The sequence below is a fragment of the Camelimonas abortus genome (assembly GCF_042432745.1).
GTDB lineage: Bacteria > Pseudomonadota > Alphaproteobacteria > Rhizobiales > Beijerinckiaceae > Camelimonas > Camelimonas abortus.
Genome location: NZ_JBHLWR010000006.1, coordinates 2227501 through 2251851, shown reverse-complemented (window position 1 = coordinate 2251851; position 24351 = coordinate 2227501). Strand labels below are relative to the sequence as shown.

The 24351-nt window shown below is 73.3% G+C and carries 22 protein-coding genes and 1 tRNA gene (1 of these 23 only partly in view); 11 read left to right on the top strand and 12 right to left on the bottom strand.

Going from position 1 to position 24351, the window contains the following annotated elements; all coding sequences use genetic code 11:
- Positions 1-25 precede the first annotated feature (25 nt).
- Both ACFFJB_RS12025 and ACFFJB_RS12020 read left to right on the top strand, forming a co-directional pair.
- Positions 26-991: a TPM domain-containing protein gene (locus tag ACFFJB_RS12025; protein ID WP_376831579.1), complete on the top strand. Its 966-nt coding sequence runs from the start codon at positions 26-28 to the stop codon at positions 989-991.
- A 25-nt stretch (positions 992-1016) separates the two neighbouring features.
- Complete coding sequence (locus tag ACFFJB_RS12020; protein ID WP_376831578.1) at positions 1017-1628, top strand: TPM domain-containing protein; 612 nt, start codon at positions 1017-1019, stop codon at positions 1626-1628.
- A 159-nt stretch (positions 1629-1787) separates the two neighbouring features.
- On the opposite strand, the gene ACFFJB_RS12015 is transcribed toward ACFFJB_RS12020, so the two are convergent.
- The 3 genes from ACFFJB_RS12015 to dapF form a co-directional block, all read right to left on the bottom strand.
- A tRNA-Ala gene (locus ACFFJB_RS12015) sits at positions 1788-1863 on the bottom strand.
- 140 nt (positions 1864-2003) lie between these two features.
- A complete protein-coding gene (mtaB, locus tag ACFFJB_RS12010; protein ID WP_376831577.1) occupies positions 2004-3260 on the bottom strand; it encodes a tRNA (N(6)-L-threonylcarbamoyladenosine(37)-C(2))-methylthiotransferase MtaB in 1257 nt (418 codons plus the stop codon).
- Entirely contained in the window at positions 3260-4141 is an 882-nt protein-coding gene (gene dapF, locus ACFFJB_RS12005; RefSeq protein ID WP_376831576.1) for a diaminopimelate epimerase, read from the bottom strand. The genes mtaB and dapF overlap by 1 nt, the downstream gene beginning before the upstream one ends.
- A 479-nt stretch (positions 4142-4620) precedes the next feature.
- Between dapF and ACFFJB_RS12000 the strand changes: the two genes are divergently transcribed.
- From ACFFJB_RS12000 to ACFFJB_RS11970, 7 genes are all read left to right on the top strand, one after another.
- Positions 4621-5622, top strand: coding sequence for a GyrI-like domain-containing protein (locus ACFFJB_RS12000; protein WP_376831575.1), 1002 nt, complete (start codon positions 4621-4623; stop codon positions 5620-5622).
- A 507-nt stretch (positions 5623-6129) separates the two neighbouring features.
- Positions 6130-7698, top strand: a complete 1569-nt coding sequence (gene ffh, locus ACFFJB_RS11995) for a signal recognition particle protein (RefSeq protein WP_376831574.1) — start codon at positions 6130-6132, stop codon at positions 7696-7698.
- A 91-nt stretch (positions 7699-7789) separates the two neighbouring features.
- Positions 7790-8155: a 30S ribosomal protein S16 gene (gene rpsP / locus ACFFJB_RS11990; protein ID WP_376831573.1), complete on the top strand. Its 366-nt coding sequence runs from the start codon at positions 7790-7792 to the stop codon at positions 8153-8155.
- Between the two features lie 153 nt (positions 8156-8308).
- Complete coding sequence (gene rimM / locus ACFFJB_RS11985) at positions 8309-8866, top strand: ribosome maturation factor RimM (RefSeq protein WP_376831572.1); 558 nt, start codon at positions 8309-8311, stop codon at positions 8864-8866.
- 43 nt (positions 8867-8909) lie between these two features.
- Complete coding sequence (gene trmD / locus ACFFJB_RS11980) at positions 8910-9650, top strand: tRNA (guanosine(37)-N1)-methyltransferase TrmD (RefSeq protein ID WP_376831571.1); 741 nt, start codon at positions 8910-8912, stop codon at positions 9648-9650.
- Between the two features lie 19 nt (positions 9651-9669).
- Positions 9670-10122 carry an acyl-CoA thioesterase gene (locus tag ACFFJB_RS11975; protein ID WP_376831570.1) on the top strand — a complete coding sequence of 151 codons (453 nt, stop codon included), beginning with the start codon at positions 9670-9672 and terminating at the stop codon, positions 10120-10122.
- 490 nt (positions 10123-10612) lie between these two features.
- Positions 10613-10921, top strand: coding sequence for a hypothetical protein (locus ACFFJB_RS11970; RefSeq protein WP_376831569.1), 309 nt, complete (start codon positions 10613-10615; stop codon positions 10919-10921).
- On the opposite strand, the gene ACFFJB_RS11965 is transcribed toward ACFFJB_RS11970, so the two are convergent.
- From ACFFJB_RS11965 to ACFFJB_RS11940, 6 genes are all read right to left on the bottom strand, one after another.
- Positions 10899-11171 (bottom strand): hypothetical protein, encoded by a 273-nt coding sequence (locus ACFFJB_RS11965; protein WP_376831568.1) that lies wholly within the window; start codon positions 11169-11171, stop codon positions 10899-10901. The two genes, ACFFJB_RS11970 and ACFFJB_RS11965, sit on opposite strands and share 23 nt — an antisense overlap.
- Positions 11156-12382: a glycosyltransferase gene (locus tag ACFFJB_RS11960; protein ID WP_376831567.1), complete on the bottom strand. Its 1227-nt coding sequence runs from the start codon at positions 12380-12382 to the stop codon at positions 11156-11158. The genes ACFFJB_RS11965 and ACFFJB_RS11960 overlap by 16 nt, the downstream gene beginning before the upstream one ends.
- Positions 12375-15848, bottom strand: coding sequence for a GumC family protein (locus tag ACFFJB_RS11955; RefSeq protein WP_376831566.1), 3474 nt, complete (start codon positions 15846-15848; stop codon positions 12375-12377). The genes ACFFJB_RS11960 and ACFFJB_RS11955 overlap by 8 nt, the downstream gene beginning before the upstream one ends.
- Entirely contained in the window at positions 15845-17062 is a 1218-nt protein-coding gene (locus ACFFJB_RS11950) for a glycosyltransferase family 4 protein (protein ID WP_376831565.1), read from the bottom strand. The genes ACFFJB_RS11955 and ACFFJB_RS11950 overlap by 4 nt, the downstream gene beginning before the upstream one ends.
- Positions 17059-17700, bottom strand: coding sequence for a WcaF family extracellular polysaccharide biosynthesis acetyltransferase (locus ACFFJB_RS11945; protein WP_376831564.1), 642 nt, complete (start codon positions 17698-17700; stop codon positions 17059-17061). Before ACFFJB_RS11945 ends, ACFFJB_RS11950 begins: the two co-directional genes overlap by 4 nt.
- Before the next feature lie 104 nt (positions 17701-17804).
- A complete protein-coding gene (locus ACFFJB_RS11940; protein WP_376831563.1) occupies positions 17805-19310 on the bottom strand; it encodes a hypothetical protein in 1506 nt (501 codons plus the stop codon).
- A 248-nt stretch (positions 19311-19558) separates the two neighbouring features.
- Here ACFFJB_RS11940 and ACFFJB_RS11935 point away from each other — a divergent pair, with 248 nt between their 5' ends.
- Positions 19559-20200, top strand: a complete 642-nt coding sequence (locus tag ACFFJB_RS11935) for a polysaccharide biosynthesis/export family protein (RefSeq protein WP_376831562.1) — start codon at positions 19559-19561, stop codon at positions 20198-20200.
- A 277-nt stretch (positions 20201-20477) separates the two neighbouring features.
- Here ACFFJB_RS11935 and ACFFJB_RS11930 read toward each other — a convergent pair whose 3' ends face one another.
- A complete protein-coding gene (locus ACFFJB_RS11930) occupies positions 20478-20849 on the bottom strand; it encodes an EthD domain-containing protein (protein ID WP_376831561.1) in 372 nt (123 codons plus the stop codon).
- A gap of 153 nt (positions 20850-21002) precedes the next feature.
- Here ACFFJB_RS11930 and ACFFJB_RS11925 point away from each other — a divergent pair, with 153 nt between their 5' ends.
- The gene (locus tag ACFFJB_RS11925; protein WP_376831560.1) at positions 21003-22076 is read left to right on the top strand and encodes an Lnb N-terminal periplasmic domain-containing protein; all 1074 of its coding nucleotides are present in this window, start codon (positions 21003-21005) and stop codon (positions 22074-22076) included.
- 56 nt (positions 22077-22132) lie between these two features.
- Here the strand turns inward: ACFFJB_RS11925 and ACFFJB_RS11920 are convergent, their stop codons facing one another.
- Together ACFFJB_RS11920 and ACFFJB_RS11915 are read right to left on the bottom strand one after the other, a co-directional pair.
- Positions 22133-23632: an NAD-dependent succinate-semialdehyde dehydrogenase gene (locus ACFFJB_RS11920; protein WP_376832678.1), complete on the bottom strand. Its 1500-nt coding sequence runs from the start codon at positions 23630-23632 to the stop codon at positions 22133-22135.
- 269 nt (positions 23633-23901) lie between these two features.
- Positions 23902-24351 carry the 3' portion of a very short patch repair endonuclease gene (locus ACFFJB_RS11915; RefSeq protein WP_376831559.1) on the bottom strand. Its footprint extends 24 nt past the window's final position, so 450 of the gene's 474 nt are visible here — the last part of the coding sequence; its start codon lies beyond the right edge, outside the window; the stop codon is at positions 23902-23904.

Sequence of the window (24351 nt, the reverse complement as noted above, 5' to 3'; positions counted from 1 at the left end):
CGCGCTGACCCGGGACGCAGCCGGCATGTTTCTCGCCCATGGTCTCAAACGTCTGACGGAGCTGGCGTCGCCGCGGCGGCTAGCGGCGATGCTGGCGCTCGCCCTTGCGCTGGTCATGGCGGCCCCGGCCCTGCCGGGAGCGGCTCCGGCCCTGGCCCAGGGGGCGCCGTCGCAGGGCGGGCGGCAGGGGGAGGCAGCGTCGCAGCCGCGCCCGCCGGCTCCGGAGGCGCCGCCGCGCCCGCAGGCCGCCGGTCCGGCCGCGGACAGTCCGCGGGAGCCGCGCTTTCCGGCCCTCACCGGCCGGGTGGTGGACGCCGCGGGCGTTCTCGACGCCGCGACGCGCGCCCGCCTCGCCGAAAAACTCGCCGCCTACGAGGCGCAGACCGGCGACCAGGTGGTGGTGGTCACGGCGCCTGGTCTCGACGGCCTCACAATTGAGGAATACGCCAACCGGCTGTTCCGCCGCTGGGGGCTCGGCGAGAAGGACCGCAACAACGGCGTGCTGCTGCTGGTGGCCCCGCGCGAGCGCAAGGTGCGCATTGAGGTGGGGTATGGCGTCGAGGGCGGGCTCACCGACGCCCTCGCCAGCGTCATCATCAACCAGGCCATCCTGCCGAAATTTCGCGCCGGCGATTTCTCCGGGGGCGTCGAGGCCGGCGCCGACGCCATCGTCGACGTGCTGAAGGGCGACGCGGAGACGTGGAGCCGCCGCGCCCGCCCCCGGGGAGGGGGCGACGGGCCGCCGTCGCTGGCGGCGGTGCTGTTTTACGTCGTGCTGCTGCTCATCTTCATCCGCATCATGTCGCGCATGGCGGGCGGGGGCGGCGGCCGCGGCATGCACCGGCGCCGTTCCGGCCGCTGGGGGCCGGTGGTTATCCCGCCCGTCGGCGGCGGCTGGGGCGGCGGTTTCGGCGGCGGCTTTGGCGGCGGGGGCGGTTTCAGCGGCGGCGGCGGCTCCTCCGGGGGCGGCGGCGCTTCGGGCAGCTGGTGAAGCGGACGACGGAAGGCCACGGAACATGCTGGACGAAGCCGGACGGCGCAGGGTCGCGGAGGCCATCAGGGCGGCGGAGGCGCGCACCACAGGCGAGATCGTGTGCATCGTCGCGCGCGAGGCCAGCTCCTATCGCAGCTGGGCGATTTTCCTGGCGGCGGCGGTGGGCTTCGCCGCGCCGGGGTTTCTGATTGTTTTCACCAGCTGGGGGCCGGCCCCGGTGTGGATGGCGCAGCTGGCCGCGGCTGCGCTGGCCGGCGGGGCGCTGTTATGGCGGCCGCTGCGGCTGGCGCTGACGCCGCAATTCCTGAAACGCGAGCGCGCCTGCGAGGCGGCGCGCCGGCAGTTCGCGGCGCGCGGGCTGCAGGCCACGGCCGGCCGCACCGGCGTGCTGGTTTTCGTGGCCGTGAGCGAGCGTCACGTGGAGGTGATCCCGGACGAGGGCGTGGCGGCGCTGGCCGGGGAAGCGGCGTGGCGCGCGGCGGTGGAGGATCTGGTGACGGCCATCCGCGCCGGGCGCGTGGCCGAAGGCATGGAGCAGGTGGTGACGCGCATCGGCGCCATTCTCGCCGAACATTTTCCGGCCGCGCCGGGCGAGACCCGCAACGAGCTGCCGGACCATGTCATCATGCTCTGAATGCTCTGGGGAGGGCCGCCTCCGGGACGCGGCGGGCGGGCCTTCGCCCGGCCGCAGGAGAGGCCAGGGAGAGGACCGGGAGAGCCCTTGAAACAGTTTCGCGCCCGCTGACCTGTGGTCAGGAGCGCGTCCTGCATCCGCCGCATGTTGCGGGATCCCTGGTGGAGCTGAGGGGAATCGAACCCCTGACCTCTGCAGTGCGATTGCAGCGCTCTCCCATCTGAGCTACAGCCCCCGACCGGGATGCGGGCTTTAAAGAGCAGTTCGCGCCGCCTGTCAATCGCCGCCGCCGGTGGAAATGCATTCTTCCATAGGCAAACGCCGCGCGCCTGGCGCGCAGGGCCGGTCCATGTGGAAAAGCGGCCGCCGCCGCGCTCACGCCGCCACCAGCATGCGGCCGTCATGGCCGGCGATCTCGACCTCGATGATCGAGCCATAGGCGGCGGGCCGCGCCAGCCGCACCGGCGTGAACGCCTCGGTGCGTCCCTGCTTGCGCTCCACCAGCACGCGGCGGCGCTGGCCCACCTCGCCGTCCAGATACTGGCGCAGGGCGTCGGCGCCGCGTTCGCGCAGCCGTCTGGCGCGGTCTTTCGCCACGGCAGGGTCCACCTGCGGCATGCGCGCCGCCGGCGTGCCGGGGCGCGGCGAAAACGGAAACACGTGCAGGTGCGTGAGCCCGCACTCGTCCACCAGATCGAGCGACCGCCGGAACATCTCTTCGGTTTCGGTGGGGAAGCCGGCGATGATGTCGGCGCCGAAGACCACGTCCGGCCGCAGCCGCCGCGCCTCGGCGCAGAAGGCGATGGCGTCGGCGCGGCTGTGCCGGCGCTTCATGCGCTTCAGGATCAGGTCGTCGCCCGCCTGCAGCGACAGGTGCAGGTGCGGCATCAGCCGCGGCTCCTCCGCCAGGGCGCGCAGCAGCTCCGGATCCGCCTCCACCGAGTCGATGGAGGAGATGCGCAGGCGCGGCAGTTCCGGCACGTGCTTCAGCACCTGGCGAACGAGCGTTCCGAGCCGGGGCCGTCCCGGCAGGTCGTCGCCATAGCTGGTAATGTCGACGCCGCTCAGCACCACCTCGGCCGCGCCGAGCGCCGTCGCCCTGCGCACCTCGTCGATCACCAGCCCCATGGGCGCCGAGCGCGAGGGGCCGCGTCCAAAGGGAATGATGCAGAAGGTGCAGCGGTGGTCGCAGCCGTTCTGCACCTGCACGAAGGCGCGCGCCTTCACCGCATGGCCGTCCGCCAGGTGCGGGGCGATCTCGCGCACGGTCATGATGTCGCCCACCAGCGTGCGGGGCGTGAAGCCGCCGTCCGGGGCCAGCAGGCTGCGCCAGGTCTCGCCGCGCATCTTCTCGGCGTTGCCCAGCACGTGGCTCACCTCCGGCATGGCGGCGAAGGCCTGCGGCTCCACCTGGGCCGCGCAGCCGGTGACGACGATGCGCGCGTCCGGATGCTCGCGGCGGAGGCGGCGGATGGCCTGGCGCGCCTGGCGGGCCGCCTCCTGGGTGACCGCGCAGGTGTTGACGATGAACACCGGCGCGCCGGCCTCGCCCGCCGCGGCGGCGTGGCGCTTCATCGCGTCTGATTCGGCCGCGTTCAGCCGGCAGCCGAAGGTGACGACCTCAACCGCCATCAGCCCGCGTCCGCCGGCGCGGCGGCCATGAAGTCCGCCGGCAGCCGGTCTTCCCATTCCAGCTCCACCGGGCCGGTCATCAGCACGTGACCGTCGCTCTCGCGCCATTCGACGCCGAGGCGGCCCCCTGGCAGGTCCACGGTCACGCGCCGGCCGGCGAGGCCGCGGCGGATGGCCGCCACGGCCGTGGCGCAGGCGGCGGTGCCGCAGGCGAGAGTGGGGCCGGCGCCGCGCTCCCACACCCGCAGCAGGATGTGGCCGCGGTCCAGAACCTGGGCGAAGGACACGTTGGTCCGCTGCGGAAACAGCGGATGACGTTCCAGCGCCGGCCCGTGGGTCGCCAGGTCGTAGGCCTGCTGGTCAGGCACGAAGCACACGAGATGGGGGTTGCCCATGCCGAGGGCCGAGGCCGTGCCGGGCGGCGTCCAGCCGGGCAGCGTCACGTCCACGCCGTCGTCGTCGTCAATGGCGTGGGCGAGGGGGATCTCGCGCCAGTCGAAGCGCGGCGGCCCCATGTCGACGGTGAAGCTGAATTCGCCGGCGCGCTCGGCGACGATGGGCCCGGCCGAGGTCTCCAGCGTCACGCGGTCCGGTCCGCCGTCGCGGCCCAGGGCCCAGGCGACGCAGCGCGTGCCGTTGCCGCAGGCGCCCGATTCCGAACCGTCATTGTTGTAAATGCGCATGAAGGCGTCGGCGCCGCCGGCGGAATCATGCAGCGCCATCAGCTGGTCGAAGCCGGAGCGGGGCAGGCCGGCGATGGCGCGCGCCTCATCCGCCGTGATCACGTGATCGCGGCCGCGCAGGTCCATCACCAGAATCTGGTTGCCGGCGCCGTTCATCTTGAGGAAGGGCGCGCCGGCGAGGGGGGATGCTGCGCTCATTGCTTCACCAGGGGGCACATTGTCTGAAAGGGGCCTGAGAGTGCGCCGGCATCGTGACGCTGGCGCGGCGTGCGCGACCCGTCCGGGCCGCCCGCCGTCGCGGGCGCCGGCGGCGCGGTCGCAAAAGGCCCCGCCGGCTGTCGAAAACCGTTGACAGCCTCATACATGATGCGCGCCGTGCAAAAAAGTAGCCCTGTCGCCCGGACGTCTCCTCGTACATACTGCGCGGGGCCGCGGCGATTTGCGGGCGTGGCGTCTGGCGGGGCCAGGCGGCGGGCTGGCGTCATTTCGCCCCGGATGGGGCGCAGGCTGGAGAAGGGGCGCGGGCTGGAGAAACGGCGGCGGTTCCGGCGCGGCTGCGGCGGAACACGGGGCGATGCGGAATGGTGATCGCGATGCGGCGCACAGGGCATGAGACAGCAGGCGGGCCGGGCGCGCGCCGGCGCGCCGGAGGCGGGCGCGGAACGTCGTCCGTCCTGATGGCGGCGCTGCTGGCGGGCGTGATGATGTTTCCGGGCCATGGCGCCTTCGCGCAGGCGGCCGCGGCTTCGCCCCCGGCCGGCGCGCAGGAGGGGGCGCCGCAGCCAGGGGCGGCGCCCGGAACCGGCGCGGAGGGCAGGGCCCCCGCGCGGGTGGGGACCGATGAGGCTGAAGGCGCCGACGAGGACGCCGCGACGCTGCCCGGCGATGAGGCGCCGCCGCGCCGCGGCGCCTCATCGCCGCCGCCCGCGCCGCGCGGCCCCTCGGCCTACGCGGGCCTGGAGACGGTGCTGCCGACGCCGGCGGAAGCCGGCCATATCGACGTGGTCGAGCTGCCGGCGCGGGACGCGGCCATTCTGTCGGGGCGCAGCAGCTGGGACGACGGCTTCCGCAGCCTGTTCGACAGTTTCGACGCCCTGGCGGCGGAGCTGGCCAGAATCGGCGTGAAGCCGGCGGGCCGGCCGCTGGCGGTGTTCGTCTCCACCGATGAGGCCGGGTTCAGCTATGAGGCCATGGCGCCCGTCGCGGCGCCGCCCGCCGATCCCGCAAAGGCGGGAGGCGGCGTGCGCTTCGGCAAGACGCCGTCGGGCAAGGCCATCCGCTTCACCCACAAGGCGCCCTATGACGAGATCGACGCCACCTATGAGGCGATCACCGCCTATCTCGACTCAAAGGGGATCGAGGCCGAGGACGCCTTTATCGAGGAATACGCCTCGGACCCGAAGGATCCGTCCGATCCGACGCTGCAGATCAACATCTATATCCGCCCCAAGGCGGGCGGCGGCCGGCCCGCCGGAGCGCCGGAGGAGGGCGGCCATGGCCACGATCACGATCATGGCGTGGCCCCCGGCCATGACCATGGTCCCGGGCCGGACGCCGGCGGGGACGCCGGAAAGACGCCCGCTCCGGATCAGGACCAGCCCCCGTCCAGGGGCCAGTCTCCGGGCGAGGGTCAGGCGCCAGGCCGGGATGGCGGCGGCGCGGATCCCCAGCGGCGATGAGACGGGGCGGACAGGCTGGCCGGTCCGCCGCCGCCCGGCGGCGCGTCTTCGGGGGAGTTTCTTGACTCGGCGGCCGTTCTGGCCCATCAAGCGCCAATTGCCCGAACGACCCGTTCGAGAGCCGCCGACCGGCAGGGGCCTGTGACAGGTTCTCCGGAGGTCAACGTCCGACAGCGCGTTGCGCCCTCGGGCGCCGCACGCGTTTGCGCGAACGGACTGGCCGGAAGCGGGGCGGCGGGGCTCCGGAGCAGGCGGGCGTCCCGCGCATGCGCGCAGGGCGGCCGGACGGAAAACAGCTGGGGCGCGGGGCGGTTCGCCGCCAGAAGGATACTGACCGTTGCGCAGGATCGCACACACTTCCGGAACGGGACGCGGCCGGCGCGGCGTGATGCTGCGTCATGGCTCCGCGCCGGCGGCGGCTGCGACCGCTTTGGCCGGCCGCGCCGCGCATCGCCACCGGAGCGCGCCGGCCTGGCGCCGCGCTGAAACAGCGGGGATTTCCGAATAATGTTCGAGAGCCTTTCCGAAAAACTGTCCGGCATTCTCGACCAGCTCACCCGCCGCGGCGCGCTGTCGGAAGCAGACGTCAACGCCGCGCTGCGGGAGGTGCGCCGGGCGCTGCTGGAGGCAGACGTCGCCCTTGAGGTGGTGCGCTCCTTCACGGACCGGGTGCGTAACCGCGCCGTGGGCGCCGAGGTGATCCGCTCGGTCACGCCGGGCCAGATGGTGGTCAAGATCGTCCATGACGAGCTGGTCGCCATGCTGGGCGCCGAGGGCGAGACGCTGGACCTCAACGCCGCCCCGCCGGTGGCGGTCCTGATGGTTGGTCTGCAGGGTTCGGGCAAGACCACCACCACCGCCAAGATCGCCCGCCGCCTGACGGAGCGGAACAGGCGCAAGGTGCTGATGGCCTCGCTGGACACCCGCCGTCCGGCCGCCATGGAGCAGCTGGCGGTGCTGGGCGAGCAGGTGGGCGTGGCGACGCTGCCGATCGTGCCGGGCCAGAACGCCGTGCAGATCGCGAAGCGCGCCCTGGAGGCGGCGCGCCTCGGCGGTTACGACGTGGTGATGCTGGACACCGCCGGCCGCGTCACCATCGACGAGGAGCTGATGGACGAGGTCGCCCAGGTGAAGGCGGCCACGAATCCGCATGAGGTGCTGCTCGTCGCCGACGCCCTCACCGGCCAGGACGCGGTGAACACCGCCCGCGCCTTCGACAGCAAGGTGGGCGTCACCGGCATCGTGCTCACCCGCATGGACGGCGACGGCCGCGGCGGCGCGGCGCTCTCCATGCGCGCCGTCACCGGCAAGCCGATCAAGCTGGTCGGCGCCGGAGAAAAGATCGACGCCCTCGAGGAATTCCATCCCCAGCGCGTGGCCAGCCGCATTCTCGGCATGGGCGACATCGTCTCGCTCGTGGAGAAGGCGGCCGAGACCATCGACGCCGAGAAGGCCCAGCGCATCGCCGACAAGATGCGCAAGGGCAAGTTCGATCTGGAGGACATGGCCGAGCAGCTCGCCCAGATGGAGAAGGTGGGCGGCATGAAGGGCGTGCTCGGCATGCTGCCCGGCATGGGCAAGATCCGCGCCCAGATCGAGCAGGCCAATATCGACGACAGCATTTTCCGCCGCCAGCGGGCCATCATCCTGTCGATGACCCCGCAGGAGCGGCGCAATCCGGAGATCCTCAAGGCTTCCCGCAAGAAGCGCGTCGCCGCCGGCGCCGGCGTGAAGGTGGAGGACGTGAACCGCCTGCTCAAGCAGCACCGGCAGATGGCCGAGGTGATGAAGTCCATGGGCAAGGGCGGTCGCGGCGGGCTGGGGGCCGCGCTCGGCAACCTGTTCGGCATTGGCGGCGGCGGCATGCCGGGCGGCATGCCGGGGCTGCCGCCGGGCGGCCCCACGCCGGAAATGCTGGCCGAGGCGCAGAAGGCGCTGGGCCAGATGGGCAAGGGCGGGAAGATGCCGGCGCTGCCGGCGGATCTGGGCAAGGCGCTCAAGGGCGGCCTGCCCGGCCTGCCCGGCGCCGGGCCGCTCGGCGGCCTCGGCAGGCTTCCGTTCGGAAAGAAGAAATGACGCGCGTCTGACGGCGCGCGTTCCAGGCCCGGCGCAGGTTGCTGCGGCGGGCGAACCCAACAGGACAAGAGCACTTTTTCAGGAGTAACCAATGGCTCTCAAGATCCGTCTCGCCCGCGGCGGCGCCAAGAAGCGTCCGTTCTACCGCATCGTGGTCGCCGACTCCCGCTCCCCGCGTGACGGCCGTTTCATCGATCGCCTCGGCTCCTATGACCCGCTGAAGGCCAAAGACGCCGCCGACCGCGTGGTGCTGGACGTGGAGAAGGCGAAGGCGTGGCTGGCCAGGGGCGCCCAGCCGACCGACCGCGTGCTGCGTTTCCTTGACGCCGCCGGCGTCCTGAAGCGCCCGGCCCGCAACAACCCGAAGAAGGGCGAGCCTGGCCAGAAGGCCCGGGAGCGCGCCGCCGCCGCCGCCGAGGCCGCCGCTGCGGCCGCCGGCGAAGAGGCCTCCGCGTAATCCGCCATGGCCAGACGGTTCCGTGCGCCGCCCGCCGGGCAGGCATCTGACAGCCCCGCTCCTGCCTCCGGAAATGGCGCCGGGGCGCGCGCCGCCCCGCAGGGCGGGCGCACGGAAGCGCGCGGACCTGCCGCCCGCACGCCGGAAGGACATGTGGTGGTGGCCGAATTCGGCCGCGCCCATGGCGTGCGGGGCGAGCTGCGGCTCAAGTCGTGGACGGCGGATCCCGCCGCCGTCGCCGGTTATTCGCCGCTCGTCCTCGCGGACGGGCGGGAGATCGTGATCACCGGCATGCGGCCGGCGCCAGGCGGCGAACATGACATGTTCGTCGTCTCGGTGCAGGGCGTTGCGGACCGCGCCGCGGCCGAAGCGCTGGCGCGCCAGCGGCTGTTCATGCCGCGCGGGCGCCTGCCGCAGCTTGAGGACGAAGACGAATTCTACCTTGCCGATCTCGTCGGCCTCGCCGTCGAAACCGCGGCTGGCGAGCGGCTCGGCGAGGTGGTCGCGGTGCATGATTTTGGCGCCGGCGACGTGGTGGAGATCCGCCCGCCGGCCAGCCCCGGCAATCCGCGCCGGTCCACGGCGATGGTGGCGTTCACCCGCGATTTCGTGCCGGTGGTCGACATCGCCGGCGGCCGGCTGGTGGTGTCCGTCAATCCCTTTGCGAAAGACGGCGACTCCCGGCCGGAGCCGGATGACGCGGAGGACTGAGCGGCGCGCGGCGTCGCCAGCAGGGGGCGAACGGTTGGACGGCATGGTTTCCGGAACTGATGACGAAACGCGGGCGGCGCCCGCGCGCACGCCGTGGCGGGCCACGGTGCTGACCCTGTATCCGGAAATGTTTCCGGGACCGGTGGGCGTCTCCCTCGCAGGGGACGCGCTGTCGCGCGGCCTGTGGAGTCTCGAGACCCGCAACATCCGCGATCATGGCCTCGGCCGTCATCGCGCCGTGGACGACACGCCCTTCGGCGGCGGCCCCGGCATGGTGCTGCGCGCCGACGTGCTGGCGGCGGCGATCGACGCCGCCACGCCGGCGGGCGATTGCCGCCCGCGCCTGCTGATGTCGCCTCGAGGCCGCCCCCTCACCCAGAAGCGTGTGCGCGAGCTGGCGGCGGGCCCTGGCGTCATCATGGTCTGCGGCCGGTTCGAGGGCGTGGACGAACGCGTCGTCGAGGGCCGCAATCTCGAGGAAGTGTCGATCGGCGACTACATCCTCTCCGGGGGCGAAATGGCGGCGCTGGTGATTCTCGACGCCTGCGTGCGGCTGATCCCCGGCGTCATGGGCGCCTTCACCTCCGCCGGCGAGGAGAGCTTCGAGAACGGCCTGCTGGAGTATCCCCACTACACGCGGCCCCGCTCCTGGGAGGGGCGCGACGTGCCTGAAGTGCTGATGTCCGGCGATCACGGGCGCATCGAGCGCTGGCGCCGGCAGCAGTCGCTGGCCATCACCCGCGAGCGCCGGCCGGACCTGCTGGCGGCCTCCGGCCCGGCCTGATCCGTTTCCGGAGCATTCCATGCGCGTGAGCAGCATCCCCGGCCGGCGTTCGCTGGCGACCTATCCGTTCCGGATCCGCATCCGGGCCGCCTACGGCGATCTCGACGCCAACCATCACATCAACAATGTGGCGCTGTCGCGCTTCGTGGAGGAAGCCTGCGCCAGCCTGAACATGCAGGTGTTCGGCGAGGACGTGGTGGTGCGCCCGTCCGGCGGCGTGCAGCTGCTTACCGCCTCGGTGAGCATCGATTTCGTCGCCCAGGGACATTATCCGGGCGAGGTGGTGGCCGCCGCCGGCGTCGCCGCCATCGGCCGCTCCTCCTTCATTTACGCCACCGCCCTGTTCCAGCCGGAGCGCTGCATCGCCGTGGCCCAGACCACCCTCGTTTACGCGCGGGACGGCGCGGGCGTCCCCGTTCCGCAGACGGTGCGCGCCGCCATGGAGCCCTGGCTGTTGCGGGCGGCGGCCTGATCATGTCCGGCCTTTCCGCCATTTACTTCCTGGTCACGTTCTTGCCGTAAATCGGGGCGACACGGCGTGTCGCCGCGCGCACCGTCGCAAACCGGCAACCGGGGTCCCATGGCTGTGAACACCCTCTGCTACATGCTGATCGCCTTTGTGACGCTCGCGCTTGTTCTGGTCCCGCGACTGTTGCCGGCGATCGGCTGACCGGCGGGCCCTTCTTCCTTTCCGCATCCGCATGAATCCGCCTGCCGCCGCGGCGTCACGCGCCGGCAGCCGCCGGCGCGCGCCTCTGCGGCTTGCGGCGCTGGTCCGGCGCATTGCGCCGGACGCAGGAGTTGCAGGCTTGGACCATGTCATATTTGCATGACATAGTCGATTGTTGCGTCAGATTTCAGTCTGACATGCCGTGACCGCATGTACGTTTTGCGGTCTTCGCATGTCTGCGGCGCGAGAAGCCGGTGCGTGGCCGGGCGGGGCGTGATATAGGGAGCGCGCCATGTCCAGACCTGCACTGATTATCGACAAGAAGCGCGAAGACCTGCCTCCGCTGCGGGTGCGCCACGAGCCGCCGACCATTGAGGAGGCGCTGGCCGCGGTCGCCGACCTGTCGCAGGATCCGGAGGAGCGCATCGCTCTTGCGGCCAGCCTCATGGGCGTCAGCGTCGATGACGTGCGCCCCGTGGCCGCCGCGCTGGCGCGCGTGAAGCCCAAACGCGTGCTCACGGTCACCACCCGCTCCAGCGCTGCCCGCCAGGTGGTGGTGGAGCGCCGCAAGCCGCGCGTCAGTCTCGCCAGCCTGCGCTGACCGCGCCGGCCGCCGGATCGCGGCCCGCCGCGCCGTCATCCGCCGTTTTTGCCTGCGCCGCCGCCGGGCGTGCGGTCGCCCCGGCGACCACGCTTCCCCAGACGTCGTCCGGCGGCGGCGTCCCTTCAATGATTCTGGCGATCCGGTCCAGATTGCGCGTCCGGTCGAACAGGCGCGCAAGCCGCCGGCGCGCGGCCGCGCGCTCCTGGTCTCCGGCCTGCGCCAGGGCCTCCTTCACGGCCGCGGCCACGGCGTCCGGCTCCGGGGGCAGAGCGTGGCGGCGGCGCCGAGAAAACGGCCGGCGAACGAATCCGCCGTCGCCGTCGCCACCACCGGCCGGCCGCTGGCCAGCATGGCCCCGAGCCGTGACGGCAGCGCCAGATCGTCAAACGCCGGGTCCAGCGGCAGCACGTGCGCGTCGGCGAAATGCATCAGCGTCGGCAACAGCGGCTCGGGCTGCGGCGGCATCCACCTGAACGCCGGAACCTCCCGCGCCGCCCGCCGCGCCTCCTCCGCCAGGGGGCCTTCTCCCGCCAGCACGATCACGGCGCCGTCGTCATCGCGCAGCCTGCGCGCCGCTTCGATGAGCAGCCCGGGGGTGTGCTTGCGGTTGATGGCGCCGGCGCACAGGACGACCCGCTGCTCCGGCCGCAGGCCGAGCCGGCTCCGCCAGCGGGCCGCCGTCGCCGGGTCGCCTCCGGCGGCGATGGCGTCGATGTCGGCCCAGTTGGGGCAGATGTGGACGCGATCCGGCGCCACGCCGCCTGCCGCCAGCCGCGCCGCCATGGCTTGCGACAGGGTGATGATGGCGTCCGCCCGCCGGCGCGCCCGCTGCAGGATCCGGACGGGCAAGGGCGCGCGCCGCCAGCCGGCTGCGAACGCTTCCGGCTCCAGGTCATGGACATGCAGCGCCAGCCGCGCGCCCGCCAGCCGCGCCGCCGCCAGCGCCGGAAACAGGGCCAACAGCGTCGGTTCGGCGCATAGCGTCAGATGCGGGCGCCGCCGCGCCCCGAGCCACAGGATCACCGGCGCGGCGGCGAGGGCGAAGCCGAGCGGCGGCGCCAGCCTCCGCCAGCCGGCGACCCGCCGGGGCAGCGGCAGGGGGCATCGGATAACGCGCACCCCGTCCCGGGTTTCCGTCGCGTACCGGTTGCGGTAGCCGTCGGCGCGCCACGGGCCCGTGCGCCAGCAGGGGTAGTGCGGCGGCGCCGTCACCACGGTCACGGCGTGGCCGCGCGCGGCGAGCGCGGCGGCGGTCTCGGCGGCGTAGCGGCCGACGCCGACGGTTTCCGGCGCGTAATTCATGGCGATGACCAGCACCCGCAGCTTCTTCCGGCCGGCCGAGCCAGGATCGCCGCCCGTGCCCGCCGGCGGGGCGTCCCGCTGCGTCGCGGGCCGCTCCTGCGCTGGCGCGCCGGCGCGCCGGCCAGGCAGGCCGCAGTGTCCGTCCGCGTCAGTCATGGAAATAGCCGTGCAGCGCGCCCGCGCCATGGCTGGCGAAGGGGCCGGAGCCCGGCAGGCGGCTGAAATCGACCTGCGTCAGCATGACGGCGCAGGGCTTGCCCGCCCTTCTTATGCGCGCCGCCGCATCCACCGCCGCCAGGCGCGGCGTACGCGCCCAGCGCACGGCGAGCACGGCTACGTCCGCCGACTGCAGCACCGCGGCGGCGTCTTCGGTCACGTCCAGCGGCGGCGCGTCGACGATCACCTCATCGAACACGCCTGTTAGCCGGCGCAGTAATGGTCCGACCGCAAGGTCGGCGAGGGAAAGCGCGCAGGTCCCGTCGCCGACGCCGGCCGGCGTCACCGTCAGGCCCGCGCGCCGGACGCTGGCTTCGGCGAAAATCGCCGTTTGCTGGAGCATGTCGAGCAGGCCGCAATGGGCCTGCAGGCCGAAATAGTCGCTGAGCCCGGCGCGGCGCGGGTCGGCGTCCACCAGCAGCGTCCGCCGCCCGGCGGCGAGCATGGTCAGGCCGAGGCCGATGGCGGTGGTGGTCTTGCCCTCGCCTGGTCCGGCGGAGGTGACCAGCACGATGCGGCCGCGCCGGCGCGGCCCGTGTCCCAGGCCGCCGGAGCACGGCGCCATCCGCGGACCGGGCCGCGCCGCGACCGCGGGGCAGGAGTCCACCAGCTGGCGCAGCGCGCGGAACCCTTCGGCGAAACGTGACTGCGGCCGCACCGCCACGACCGTGGCCGGGTGCATGACATGGCCCCGCGCCGTTCGCGCTTCGGGACGCAACAGCGGCGCCGCGGCGATCCGCTCCACCTCAAGATCGTGGGCGAGGAGCCGGGCCGACAGACAGGGATCACGCATGCGCATGTGCAGGGCGGCGCCCAGCAGGGCGAGCGCGCCGCCGGCCGCCACGCCCAGCGACAGGGCGACGGCCGGCCGGGGCAGCGCCGGGGCGTCCTCCGCCGTCGCCGGCGACATGACGCGCGCGGCGGGGGCGTCGGTCGCGCCGGCGAGCTGCGCCGCGTGCAGCTGCGTCAGCGCCTGGTCATAGGCGGCGCGGCTGGCGGCGGCCTGGCGCTCCAGCTCGCGCAGGCGCGCCACGGCGCCGGACGCCTCCTGCCCCCCGCGCGCGTTCAGGGCCTCGCGCAGCTCCTGCTCCCGCCGCTCCGCTTCGGCGACCTGCATGCGCAGCGCCCTCGCGAACCGCTCCCGCTCGGCCCGGATCGCCCGGCTGACCGCGCCGATCTGCGCCCGGATCGCCCTGCGCTCCGGACTTTGCGCCGTGTAGCGGCCGGCGAGCGCCGCCTCCTCCCGCGCCAGCGCCGTCATCTGGTGCTGCAGGGAGCGCATCTCCGGCGTCGCCACGCCGCCGTCGGCATGGAGTTCCTCTGTGGGGCGCAACTGCTCCAGGCGTGCTTTCGCCTTCAGCGTGGCGGCGCGCGCCTGCGCGAGCCGCTCGTTAAGCAGCGCGAGCTGGCGGTCGCCAAGGCTGGCGCCGGCCTCCCCCTCCGGCGCGAGGCCATGCTGGCGGCGCCACTGTGCTGCGGCCGCCTCCGTTTCGCGAACACGCTCCGCCAGTTCCGGCAATCTTGCATTTAGCTGGCTTACAAGCCTGTTCGCCATCTCCCTGCGCGACGCCAGCCGCTCCGCCGTCCATGCTCCGGCGACGGCGTCGGCGATCCGCAGCGCGAGGGCAGGGGACCTGGCCTTCGCCGTGATGCGCCACACCAGGGTGCGCGGCAGGCGCCGCACGCTCACGCAGCCGCGCAGCTGCAGGACCGTCAGCTCATCCCCCGTCTCCGCCAGCATCGCTGCGGCGCGGGCGAGAACGGGTTGCGACGTGGCCATGACTCCCTGGTTTTCGATGATCCCCTCGGAGACGGCGGCCGACGGGCTGGCGCCGGCGCTCCCGGGGGGCGTTCCGGTGAGTTCGACGTCGGTCGAGGCGCGCCAGACGGGCGGGAACGCCAGCAGGAAAAGGCACGCGGCGATCATGCCCGCGGCCGCCCCCGCCAGAACCGTCCGGTGATGCAGCAGCAGATGCGTCCACAGCGGCGGCGCGACGGCGTGCTCCGGCGCGCTTTGGCGGGCGGCGTCGGCGGGGGCGGGTGTTGCGGAGAGCGGGAGCATGACGGTCATGGGGCCGCCTCCGTGCCCGCGGCGCGGTCCGCGCCGCGCGCCAGCGCCGCAAGCGCCATGGCGGCGAGACTGACCGCCACGCTGATCCACAGGAATTTGAGCGCCGTGCGCACCGGATAGCTCGCCATCAGGTAGAGCCGCGGCGGCGAGCAGCATTTCGGCGCCGGCCTGCGCAAGCGGGACGGTCTTTCCGGCCCGGGCGGCGAGCCCCATGGCGACGGCGAGAATGAACAGGAACGCCGCCGCCGGCGGCGGGCCGAACCACAACAGCTCCACATAGCCCGGCATCGGCGCGTATTCATGCAGGCGCACCTGCGCGCCAAGCGCCTCGCTGAAACCGTCCAGCGCCGAGGGAAGCGGCGACAGGCTCAGCCACACATAGTCGTCGGGGAAGAAGCGGACGCCCGGGGCGGCGTTGCGCCATTCGCCAAGACCGGCGGCCACGGCGAACACGCCCTCCGCCAGATTGGTCGCCGCCCGCGGCCCCCAGCCGGCGACGCCGGCGAGCAGCGCCGGCAGCTCCGGCAGGCTGGCGAGCCCGTGCGCGCCCAGTCCGCGGCCGGCGAGGGCGCCGCCCAGCGCCGCCGCGCCCAGCGCGCCGCAGAGCGCGAGCCTGAACCACGCCCGCGGCGCCGTGAGCAGCGTGACCAGCATGAATGCGAGCGGCGCCAGCGCGGCGGCGCGGGAGTGCGCCGCAAGCAGCCACAGCGTGGTGACGGCCGCCTGCGCGCCGGTCGCCGCGGCGGCGACCGGATCCGGCCGGGGCGGAGCCAGCGCCAGCGCCGCTGCGGCCGCCGCCAGCGCGCCGCAGTAGGGCAGCAGGGTGAAGGCGAGGCCGGACAGCGCGCCGCGGGTCATCAGCTCCGGGTCGGTCAGCTCCAGATAGCCGCTCGTGAACCACAGCCGTTGCAGGTCCAGCGTCGCCGCCGCGCCGGCGAAGGCGACGCTCCACGCCGCCGCGACCGCCCAGAGCGCGCGTCTGCGCCAGCGCAGGAAGGCGCGCGGACGGACAGGCCGGGGCGGGCGCGGCGCTCCTCCCGCCCGGGCCGGCGCCACCGCCGCCTGCAGCGCCCACACCAGGGCGAACAGGCCGCCCGCGCACCAGATGGCGCGCGCGAGGTCCGCCTCCGGATCGGCGCCGCCATAGACCTCCGTCATGTCATGGCTGAGGACGCCGTGCAGCGCCAGCCAGGCGATGAGCTGCGCCCCAACCGTCCAGCAGCCGGTCAGCGTCGCCGCGCCCGTCAGGCCGTAACGCCGGCGCGCCCGCACGAGCGCGGCGGTTTCGGCGGCCAGCAGCAACAGTATGGCGGAATCGCGGAGCGGCTCCGTCATGGCCGTGCTCCCTCCGCCGCCAGCCGCTCCGTCCGCGACGCCTGGCGCGCCGTCCTGTCGCCGCGACGGCAGGCGACGGCGCCCAGCGGCGTCGTCGCCTCCAGCTCCAGCACCGCGCGCGCCGCGGCGAGCGCCGCCGCGCGCTCCGCCATGAAGCGGGCGCGCGCCTTCGCCTGCATGTCGCGCAGCCAGCCGGGCTCGCGCCGCGCGCGCCCGATCGCCGCCATCGCGCCGCGCACAAAGTCGTCCCCCGGCCGGATGACCAGCGCCGCGTCGCCGACGAGATCGCGCACATAGCCCACGTCGGCGGTGACGATGGCGCAGCCGTGCGCCATGGCCTCCAGCAGCACGAAGGGCTCGGCTTCATGCACGTGGCGGCTTGGAAACACCAGCAGGTCCACCTTGAGGTAGAACAGCGACGACCGGTTGCGCTCGTTCACCGGGCCAAGCCAGTGAATCACGCCCTGCGCCGCCCGCCGCCATACCGCCCCAAGGTCACGCGCGCGCACGACCGGCCCGGCGAGGAGAAAGCGCGCGTCGGGCGCCTGCGCGGCGTCCGGACCCCGGCAGGCGTCGGCGAGCGCCAGAAACGCGTCCAGGCCTTTTTCAGCGCACAGGTTGCCCAGCATGCCCACGGTGAGCGGCCGTTCCCGCTCCCCGCGACGCCACAGCAGCGACGGCGCAGGCGGGCGAACGAACGCCGCGTTGGAGAGCACCTGGACCTGGAGACGCGGGCCATGGCGCGCCTGCAGCGCCACGGCCATCGGCTGGCGCAGGGCCACGTGCAGCGCGTCGCGCCCGGCGAGGCGCGCAAGCAGCCACAACGGCAGGCTGCGCCGGTGCATGCGGGCCTGGCTGTGATGATGGAGACGCAGGCTGCAACCTGCGGCGCGCGCGGCGAGCACGACCAGCATGACCAGTACAATGCCCGCCCCGCCGTCGACGCCAATGTGGACGCGGGCGCGCCGGCCCGTCACGCGCCCTTCCCGCGCCAGCCGGGCGGCGGCCGCCGCCGCGCGCCACAGGCGCAGGGCGACATAGCCGAAACCGCGGCGCCGCACGGCGAGATCGAGCGCCTCCGGTTCGGCGCCCGCGGCGCGCAGCAGGCGTACGAGCCCCTGCATGGCGACGGCGTAGCCATGCGCCGGCGGCGGCAGCGGACCTATGACGATGCGGCGGAGGGCCGGCGCGGTCGCCGGCGTGGCGGCGGTCATGGCCGCCCCCGTCCGTGGGGGCCGGCGTCGCCGGCTGCGCCCGTCCGCGGCGGCGGCCGCAGCCTCCGCGGCCGCGCCGGCGCGCCCGTGGCCACCACGCCCGGGGGGATGTCGTGAAATACCGAAGCACGCGCTCCCACCACGGCGCCGGCGCCGATGGACACGCCCGGCGCCACCCACACGTCCATGCAGATCCATGCCTGCGGCCCGACGTGAATGGGCGCGGTCACATAGGCGAAATCCTGCCGGTCGAGCGCGTGGCCGGCGGCGCACAGACAGCTGCGCTGGGAGATGACGGCGTGGGCGCCGATGCGGACAGGAGCGAGATTGTAGATGACGGCGTCCGCGCCCACCCAGGCGTGATCGCCAATCTCCAGCTTCCACGGATAGGCCACGCGCGCCGACGGCAGGATGCGCACGCCGCGGCCGATCCGGGCGCCGAACAGCCGCAGCAGCGCCCGCCGCCAGCCATGCAGCGGCGGCGGCGACCAGGCGAACAGGCTGCCCTGCGCCAGCCGCCAGCAGGCGACGGCGGCAAGGCTCCGCCCCCGGAAGCCGGCGGGAGTGCGAAACAGGCGCAGGTCCTGCCGCGTCATGTGATCGCCGGCCGCCGGCGCGACCGTTGCGGGTTGGTCCATGACGGGATGCTCCGTGACCGGCTGGGTCATGACGGTTCGGTCCGTGACAGGACTGTTCATGAAAAGGCTGTCGGTGACTGGGCGTTCGGCAGGCGCGCCCATGGTCAGATCTCCCGCATCAGGCTGAGGGCGCCGGTGAAGCGCCGGTCCCGGCGCCGTCCGCTCCCGGAAAGGCGCGCGCCCGCCACATCCAGCTCGGCGCGCCAGCCGGGCGCGAACGTCCAGAAGACGCGTGCGGCGGCGCCCAGGGCGTCGTCCCTGCGCCGCGCGCCCGTTTCGCCTGGCCGCCATACGGCGCGGGCCAGCTCCACGCCGACATCGAGCCCCAGCGCATCCGAGGGACGCCAGCGCGCCGACGCGGCGAGGCGCTGCATCCGCCCCGAAACGCACAGGCCGGTTTCCCCGGAGAAACAGGCGAGACTGGCGCTGGCCGATCCCGTTTCGGCGCGCACGCCCACGGTCAGCGTCCGGCGCGGGCTCCACCACAGCTCCGCCCCGGTCGCCGGCGCCGCCGGCCCGTGCGAGGGCGCGTCGGCGCCGGCGAACAGGGCGGCGTGAAACAGGCCCAGCTCCGGCAGACGCGCGCCTGCGACCAGCCGCCGCCGCGAAGCCTCCGCCCTGCCGTCGCCGCGCCACAGCGTCCCGGCCTCCACGAACGGCTCAAGCCGGTGGGACAGTTGCGCCAGCGCCTGCACGCGGGCGTAGCCGGCGCGGTCGCGGCGACGGTCAGGAGGCTCCGGCCCGGCCGCGCGGCCGGCGAGGCCGCCGCCCGCCGCCGTCAGCGCCAGGTCGCCGCGCCGGACGACGACGCGCCCGCCGGCCCCGGCGACGTCGCAGGCTTCGGCGTCAACCGTAAAGGTCGCGCAGGCCGGCGCCGGGACAGGGAGAGCCGCATCCTCCGGCCACAGCCCGAAGCCGGCGTCGCTCCGGAACCGGCGCATGCCGGCGGCGCGGCGCGCCGCCGCGCCGGCCTCCACCTCCAGGCTGTCGTCCGGACGGTAGAGCCAGTGCGCGGCCACGCCGCCGCCGGAGGCGTCAGGAGCCGTGACGCTGAGCTGCGCCTCGGCCGCCAGGGCCAGACGCTTCGTCCGCCACTGGCGGACCAGCGCCGCCCGGGGCGTTGCGAATGCGCCGCCGCGGCTGGCGCCGGCGTCCCGCCCGATGGCGCCGGTGAGGCTGACGCTGGCGTAAACATCCCATCCTGAGGCGGACAGGGCGGGCCGCGGGGCCGGAGCGCCCCTCCCGTGGCTGCGTCCGCCCTGGTCGCGCCAGCCGCCTTCCGGCGCCCGCGGCGCGGCGCGCGGGTCGTGAACCGGCGGCGTCTGCGGGCCCGTGCGGCCGGCGAAGGCGCCGTCATGGCGAAAGGAGCCGGCGGCCCACGCCTCCGGCGCGGCCCCGAAACCGCTTCCGGAGAGCGACGCCGGCGCCATGTCCGGCGCGGACATCACCGGCGCCCACAGCACGTCGGCACGCGCCTGCGCGCCCGGCTGCTGGGCGGCGCACAGCGGGGTCAGCGCCAGCCCCACGCGACGCAGCAGTCGCGCCGGGCGGCCGCGCCCTGGGCGCGCGCCCGCTTGCGGCGGCAGGAAGTTGCGCTGGGGGCCGGCCATGTCTCTCCCTGTCATCCTGTCTGCGGCCTATGACGAGAATAAGTAAAATTAAAGTATTGTTCAATTCATGAATTTGGACGTATCTGAAATTTTCTTGATGTCGCTTGCAACATGTTGTTGCGCGCTGCGCGGTTTTCGGGAAAAATGTTCTGGCGCCGCGCGAGGCGGGTCGCGCCGGCTGGCGCGCCGCCGGCGCCGCGCCCCGGGGCGCGGCCGCACGACAGGGCCGGGCGATCAACAGGAGCCGTTTGTCGAATCTCATGCCGACGCTGAGGATTTTTCCGTGGAGCCGCTGGCGGCGCGTGCGCGCGGCCGTGCGGCTGCTCACGCCGGTTCTGGCGGCGGCGTGCGTCGGCACCTGCGTGACGGACGCGCAGCCGGGCGGGCGAAGCGCTGCGCCGGCGCCAGCGCCAGCGCCGCCGCAGGCCCTGACCGCGCCGCTTCTCGGTCCTGGCGACCAGCTGCGCGTCATCGTCTATGGCGAGGACCGGCTCAGCGGGCCGGTGATGATCGGGCAGGACGGCCGCATCGACCTGCCTGTCGCCGGCGCGGTGGAGGTCGCCGGCCTGACCACGCAGGAAGCGGCGGCGCGCATTGCGGCGCGGCTGAAGGGGCGCATGCTGCTGGAGCCGCGCGTCACCGTCACGGTGGCGGCGTGGCGGCCGGTTTACGTGACCGGGGAGGTGGAGCGGGCGGGCGAGTATCCCTGGCGGCCGGGGCTCAACCTGATGAGCGCCGTGGCCATGGCCGGCGGCGCCACCCGTCGCGCCAGCCACGCGGACATTCTCGTGCAGCGCCAGGGGGTGGGGCCGCTCGTCGCCATGCCGCTGTCTCCGGAAACGCCGGTGCTGCCAGGCGATCTGCTGAAACTGCCCGAACGGCTGTTCTGACGCAGCCCGTTCTGAACGCCTGGACGTGAGCGCCTGCCCCGTGCGTCCCGGCCAGGGCGTCCGGGTCAGGCCGCGAGGGCAAGACGCCTGCGCCTGCAGAAACCGGCCTGGTTCCCGAAACCGGGAACGTGGCCCTGACCGGCCCCGGCAGGCGCCGGGCTGCGCCGGCGAGACCCGGACGCCTGCGTCGCCAGGGAACAGTCGCCAGGGAGCAGTCTGTGGCTCCGGCGCGTGCCCCGCCGCGCTGGCCGCGCGGGCCCTGGCGTCCGGGAGCGGTTCAGGCGGTTTCGTCCAGCGCCACGAATTCTTCCGTGATGAACAGCGGCGAGCGGGCGAGGTCGATGAATTTTTTCTCGTCCTCCAGCAGGGCGGCGCCGGCGGCGGCGGCCTCCGGCGAGCGGTGGGTGAAATCCGCCATGCTGTCCCACCACAGCTCGGCCACGCCGTCGAAGCCTTCGGGCGCGCCGCGGGTTTTCGCCAGCCATGGCGCCGCGTCCTCCGGCAGGGCGTGGCTTTGCACGTAACGCCGCAGGCGCAGCGCCTTCGCGTGAGAACGCACCAGCGGGGCGTGGTGCTCGCGCCAGTAGCGCTGGAACTCCGCGCGGTCCAGATGCGGCAGCCGCACCAGACAGAAGGTGAGCTTGATCATGGCGTTTCCCCTGCTTGTTGACGTCCTGCGTGCGAAGGGGCAGGCAAACCGGGCCGCCGTCAAGCGCCGCGCCGGTCGCCGCCTTCACATTCCGGCGGCGGGCCGATTATTGTCGTCGCCACTGTCCGTGCGCCGCTGGGGGGAGGGGGGCGTGTGATCATCAGGCTTCTTGGAGATTTTCTGGTCTGTCTCGTCACGCTGGCGTTTCTGGCGCTCGGCTCCATGGCGCTGGCCTACCAGCTGCCCGCGCCCATGGCCGTGGCCGCCGTCGCCGTGCTGGCGGCGGCCACGGCGGGCGCGCTGTGGCTGTGGTTCCGGCGCCGCAGGCTGGCGGCGTCCGTGGCCTGGCTGGTGGTTTTCGCGGTGATGGCCACGTGGTGGGAGTCAATCGAGCCGTCGCTGGATCGCGACTGGGCTCCGGACGTGGCCCGCGGCGTGGTCGCCGACATCGACGGCGATGACATCACCCTGATGAACGTACGCAATTTCAGATGGCGCGACGGGCATGAGGGCGCGGCGCGCTGGGAGAAACACCATTACCGCTTCTCTGATCTCGCCAGCCTTGATGTCTTCACCTCCGTCTGGGACAGCCCCGCCATCGCCCACACGCTGGTGAGCTTTGGCTTTCGCGACGGGCGCCATCTGGTGTTTTCGGCCGAGATCCGGCGCGAGGTGGGCGAAGAGTTTTCGTCTGTCGGCGGCTTCTTCAAGCAGTTCGAGATGGTGCTTGTCGCCGCCACCGAGGAAGACATCATCCGGCTGCGCACCAACTTCCGGAAGGAGGACGTGTCCCTGTTTCCGGTGGACGCCAACGACCGCTTCCGCCGCGAGCTGCTGCGCTCCTATCTCGAATACGCCAACCGTCTGGCCGCCACGCCCGTGTGGTACCAGACCATCCGCACCAACTGCACCACGGTGGCCTATCGCCTCGCCGCCGCCCTTGTTCCCGGCGCCGCGCTCGACTGGCGCATCCTGTTTTCGGGCTATCTGCCCGACTACCTGTATGATCACGGCTACATCACCACCCGCCTGCCGCTGGAGGAGGTGAAGAAGCGCGCCCGCATCACCGCCATCGCCCAGGGCGTGCCGGAAGGCGCGGATTTCTCCGCCGCCATCCGCTCCGGTCCGGTGGCGACGCTGCAGCCGAAGGCGTCCGCGCCGCCGTCGCCTGGGCCGGCCCAGGCCAGAAACGGCGGCGCCGGCGGCGAGGCCGGCGACGGCCGGTGACCGCCGCCGTTTCCGGGCCCCGGCCCGGCGCGCCGGGGGCGGCGCCGGCGGACGTCCTAGGCCGGATCAACCCCGCCAAGCAGCACGTATTTGATCTCCAGATACCCGTCGATGCCGTAACGTGAGCCTTCGCGGCCAAGGCCGCTCTGCTTGACGCCGCCGAAGGGGGCCATCTCATTGGCGAGGGAGGGGGCGTTGACGCCCACCATGCCGGTTTGCAGCGCCTCGGCCACCCGCCAGATGCGGGCCATGTCGCGGGAGTAGAAATAGGCGGCGAGGCCGAATTCGGTGTCATTGGCCATGGCGATCACCTCCGCCTCGTCGCGGAAGGAAATCACTGGCGCCAGCGGCCCGAACGTCTCCTCCTTCGTCACCCGCATCTCCTGGGTGACCCCGGTGATGACCGTGGGCTCGAAATAGGTCCCGCCAAGGCTGGCGCGCCGGCCGCCAGTGAGCAGCTTCGCGCCTTTGGCGAGGGCGTCGGCGAGATGCTCCTCAACCTTGCGCACCGCCGCCTCACTGATCAGCGGCCCCTGCTGGGTGTCCGGATCAAGGCCGTCGCCAAGGCGCAGCTGCGCGGCCTTCTCCGCCAGCTTCTGCGCGAAGGCCCCGGCGACGCCCTCCTGCACATAGATGCGGTTGGCGCACACGCAGGTCTGGCCGCTGTTGCGGAACTTCGAGGCGATGGCCCCGGCCACGGCGGCGTCGAGGTCGGCGTCGTCGAAGACGATGAACGGCGCGTTGCCGCCCAGCTCCAGCGACAGCCTCTTGACGCCGCCGCTGGCCTCGCGCAGCAGCCAGCGCCCCACGCGGGTGGAGCCGGTGAAGCTGATCTTGGCCACGCGCGGATTGTGGCAGAACTCAAGCCCCAGCGGCTCGGCGTCGCCGGTGATCACCGAGAACAGCGGCGCCGGCACGCCGGCCCTGCCGGCCAGAATGGCGAGCGCGAAGGCCGAGAGCGGCGTTTGCGGGGCCGGCTTCAGCACCATGGCGCAGCCGGCGGCGAGGGCGGGGCCGACCTTGCGGGTGATCATGCCGTTCGGGAAGTTCCACGGGGTGATGGCGGCGCACACGCCCACCGGCTGCTTCAGCACGAGGATGCGCTGGTCGGGGGCGGCGGCGGGCGTCACGTCGCCATAGACGCGCTTGGCCTCTTCGCCGAACCATTCCAGATAGGCCGCGTTGGAGAGGATCTCGGCGCGCGCCTCCGCCAGCGGCTTGCCCTGCTCCCGGGTCAGGATCAGCGCCAGGTCGTCGACGTTCTCCACCACCAGGTCGTACCACCTGCGCAGGATGCGGGCGCGATCGCGGGCCGGGCGCCGGGCCCATTCCTGTTGCGCCGCATGGGCGGCGTCGATGGCGCGCCGCGCAGCCTCCGGGCCAAGGTTGGGCACGCGGGCGATCAGCTGGCCGCTGGCCGGATTGATCACAGGCAGGCCGCCGTCGCCCTGCGGCGCTATCCATTCGCCGGCGACAGGGGCGTGATCGGTGAGCAGGGAGGGGTCGCGCAGCACGATGCCCGCCCGGCGGGCGATCTCCTCGCCGGCGGCGCGCATCGCCGCCCCGGTTTCCGTCTGTGTGTGTGGCGCGGTGTTCATCCCGAATTCTCCAGTGGCCGCCTGAGATTCACGTCGGCTCCGCAGCCTGCGGGCGCCGGCGCGGCGCGCCGGCATGTTAGCCCATTCCGTGCGGAATGGTTCGCCTGTTCGCGCGTCGCCATGAACGTGAACCGTGCGGAGAGGCCGCTCCTCCCTGCGGCTTTGCCGTCCTGGTCGCGGCCCGGGGGAGGAGCGTCGTCCCGGCCGCCGTCTCCGGCGTGCGGGAGTCAGAAGGCGTCGTCCGGGAGCGCTTCCTCCGGGATTTCCAGTCGCGGCGCGTCGCCTTCCAGCCAGGCGGCCACCGCCTGCGCCACTTCCTGCGGCGGCAGGCGGCCGCGTCCGCGCAGGGCGCATTCCCAGATTTCGGCCACCCGCCAGCCGCTGGCGGCGAGGCTGGCGACGGCCCGGGCGTCGTTTTCCTGGTTGCGGGTGATTTTCTCCCGCCAGAAGTCGGCGCGGCTCGCGGGCCAGCGGAACATGTGGCAGCCGTGGCCATGCCAGAAACAGCCGTGGATGAACGCTACCGCGCGGTAACGGGGAAATAGGAGATCTGGCGCCCCCGGCAGGCTGCGGTCATGCAGGCGGTAGCGGATTCCCATGGCGTGCAGGGCGCGCCGCACCGCGAGCTCCGGCCGGGTGTCCTTGCCGCGGATGCCGCGCATCATGCGGCTGCGGGT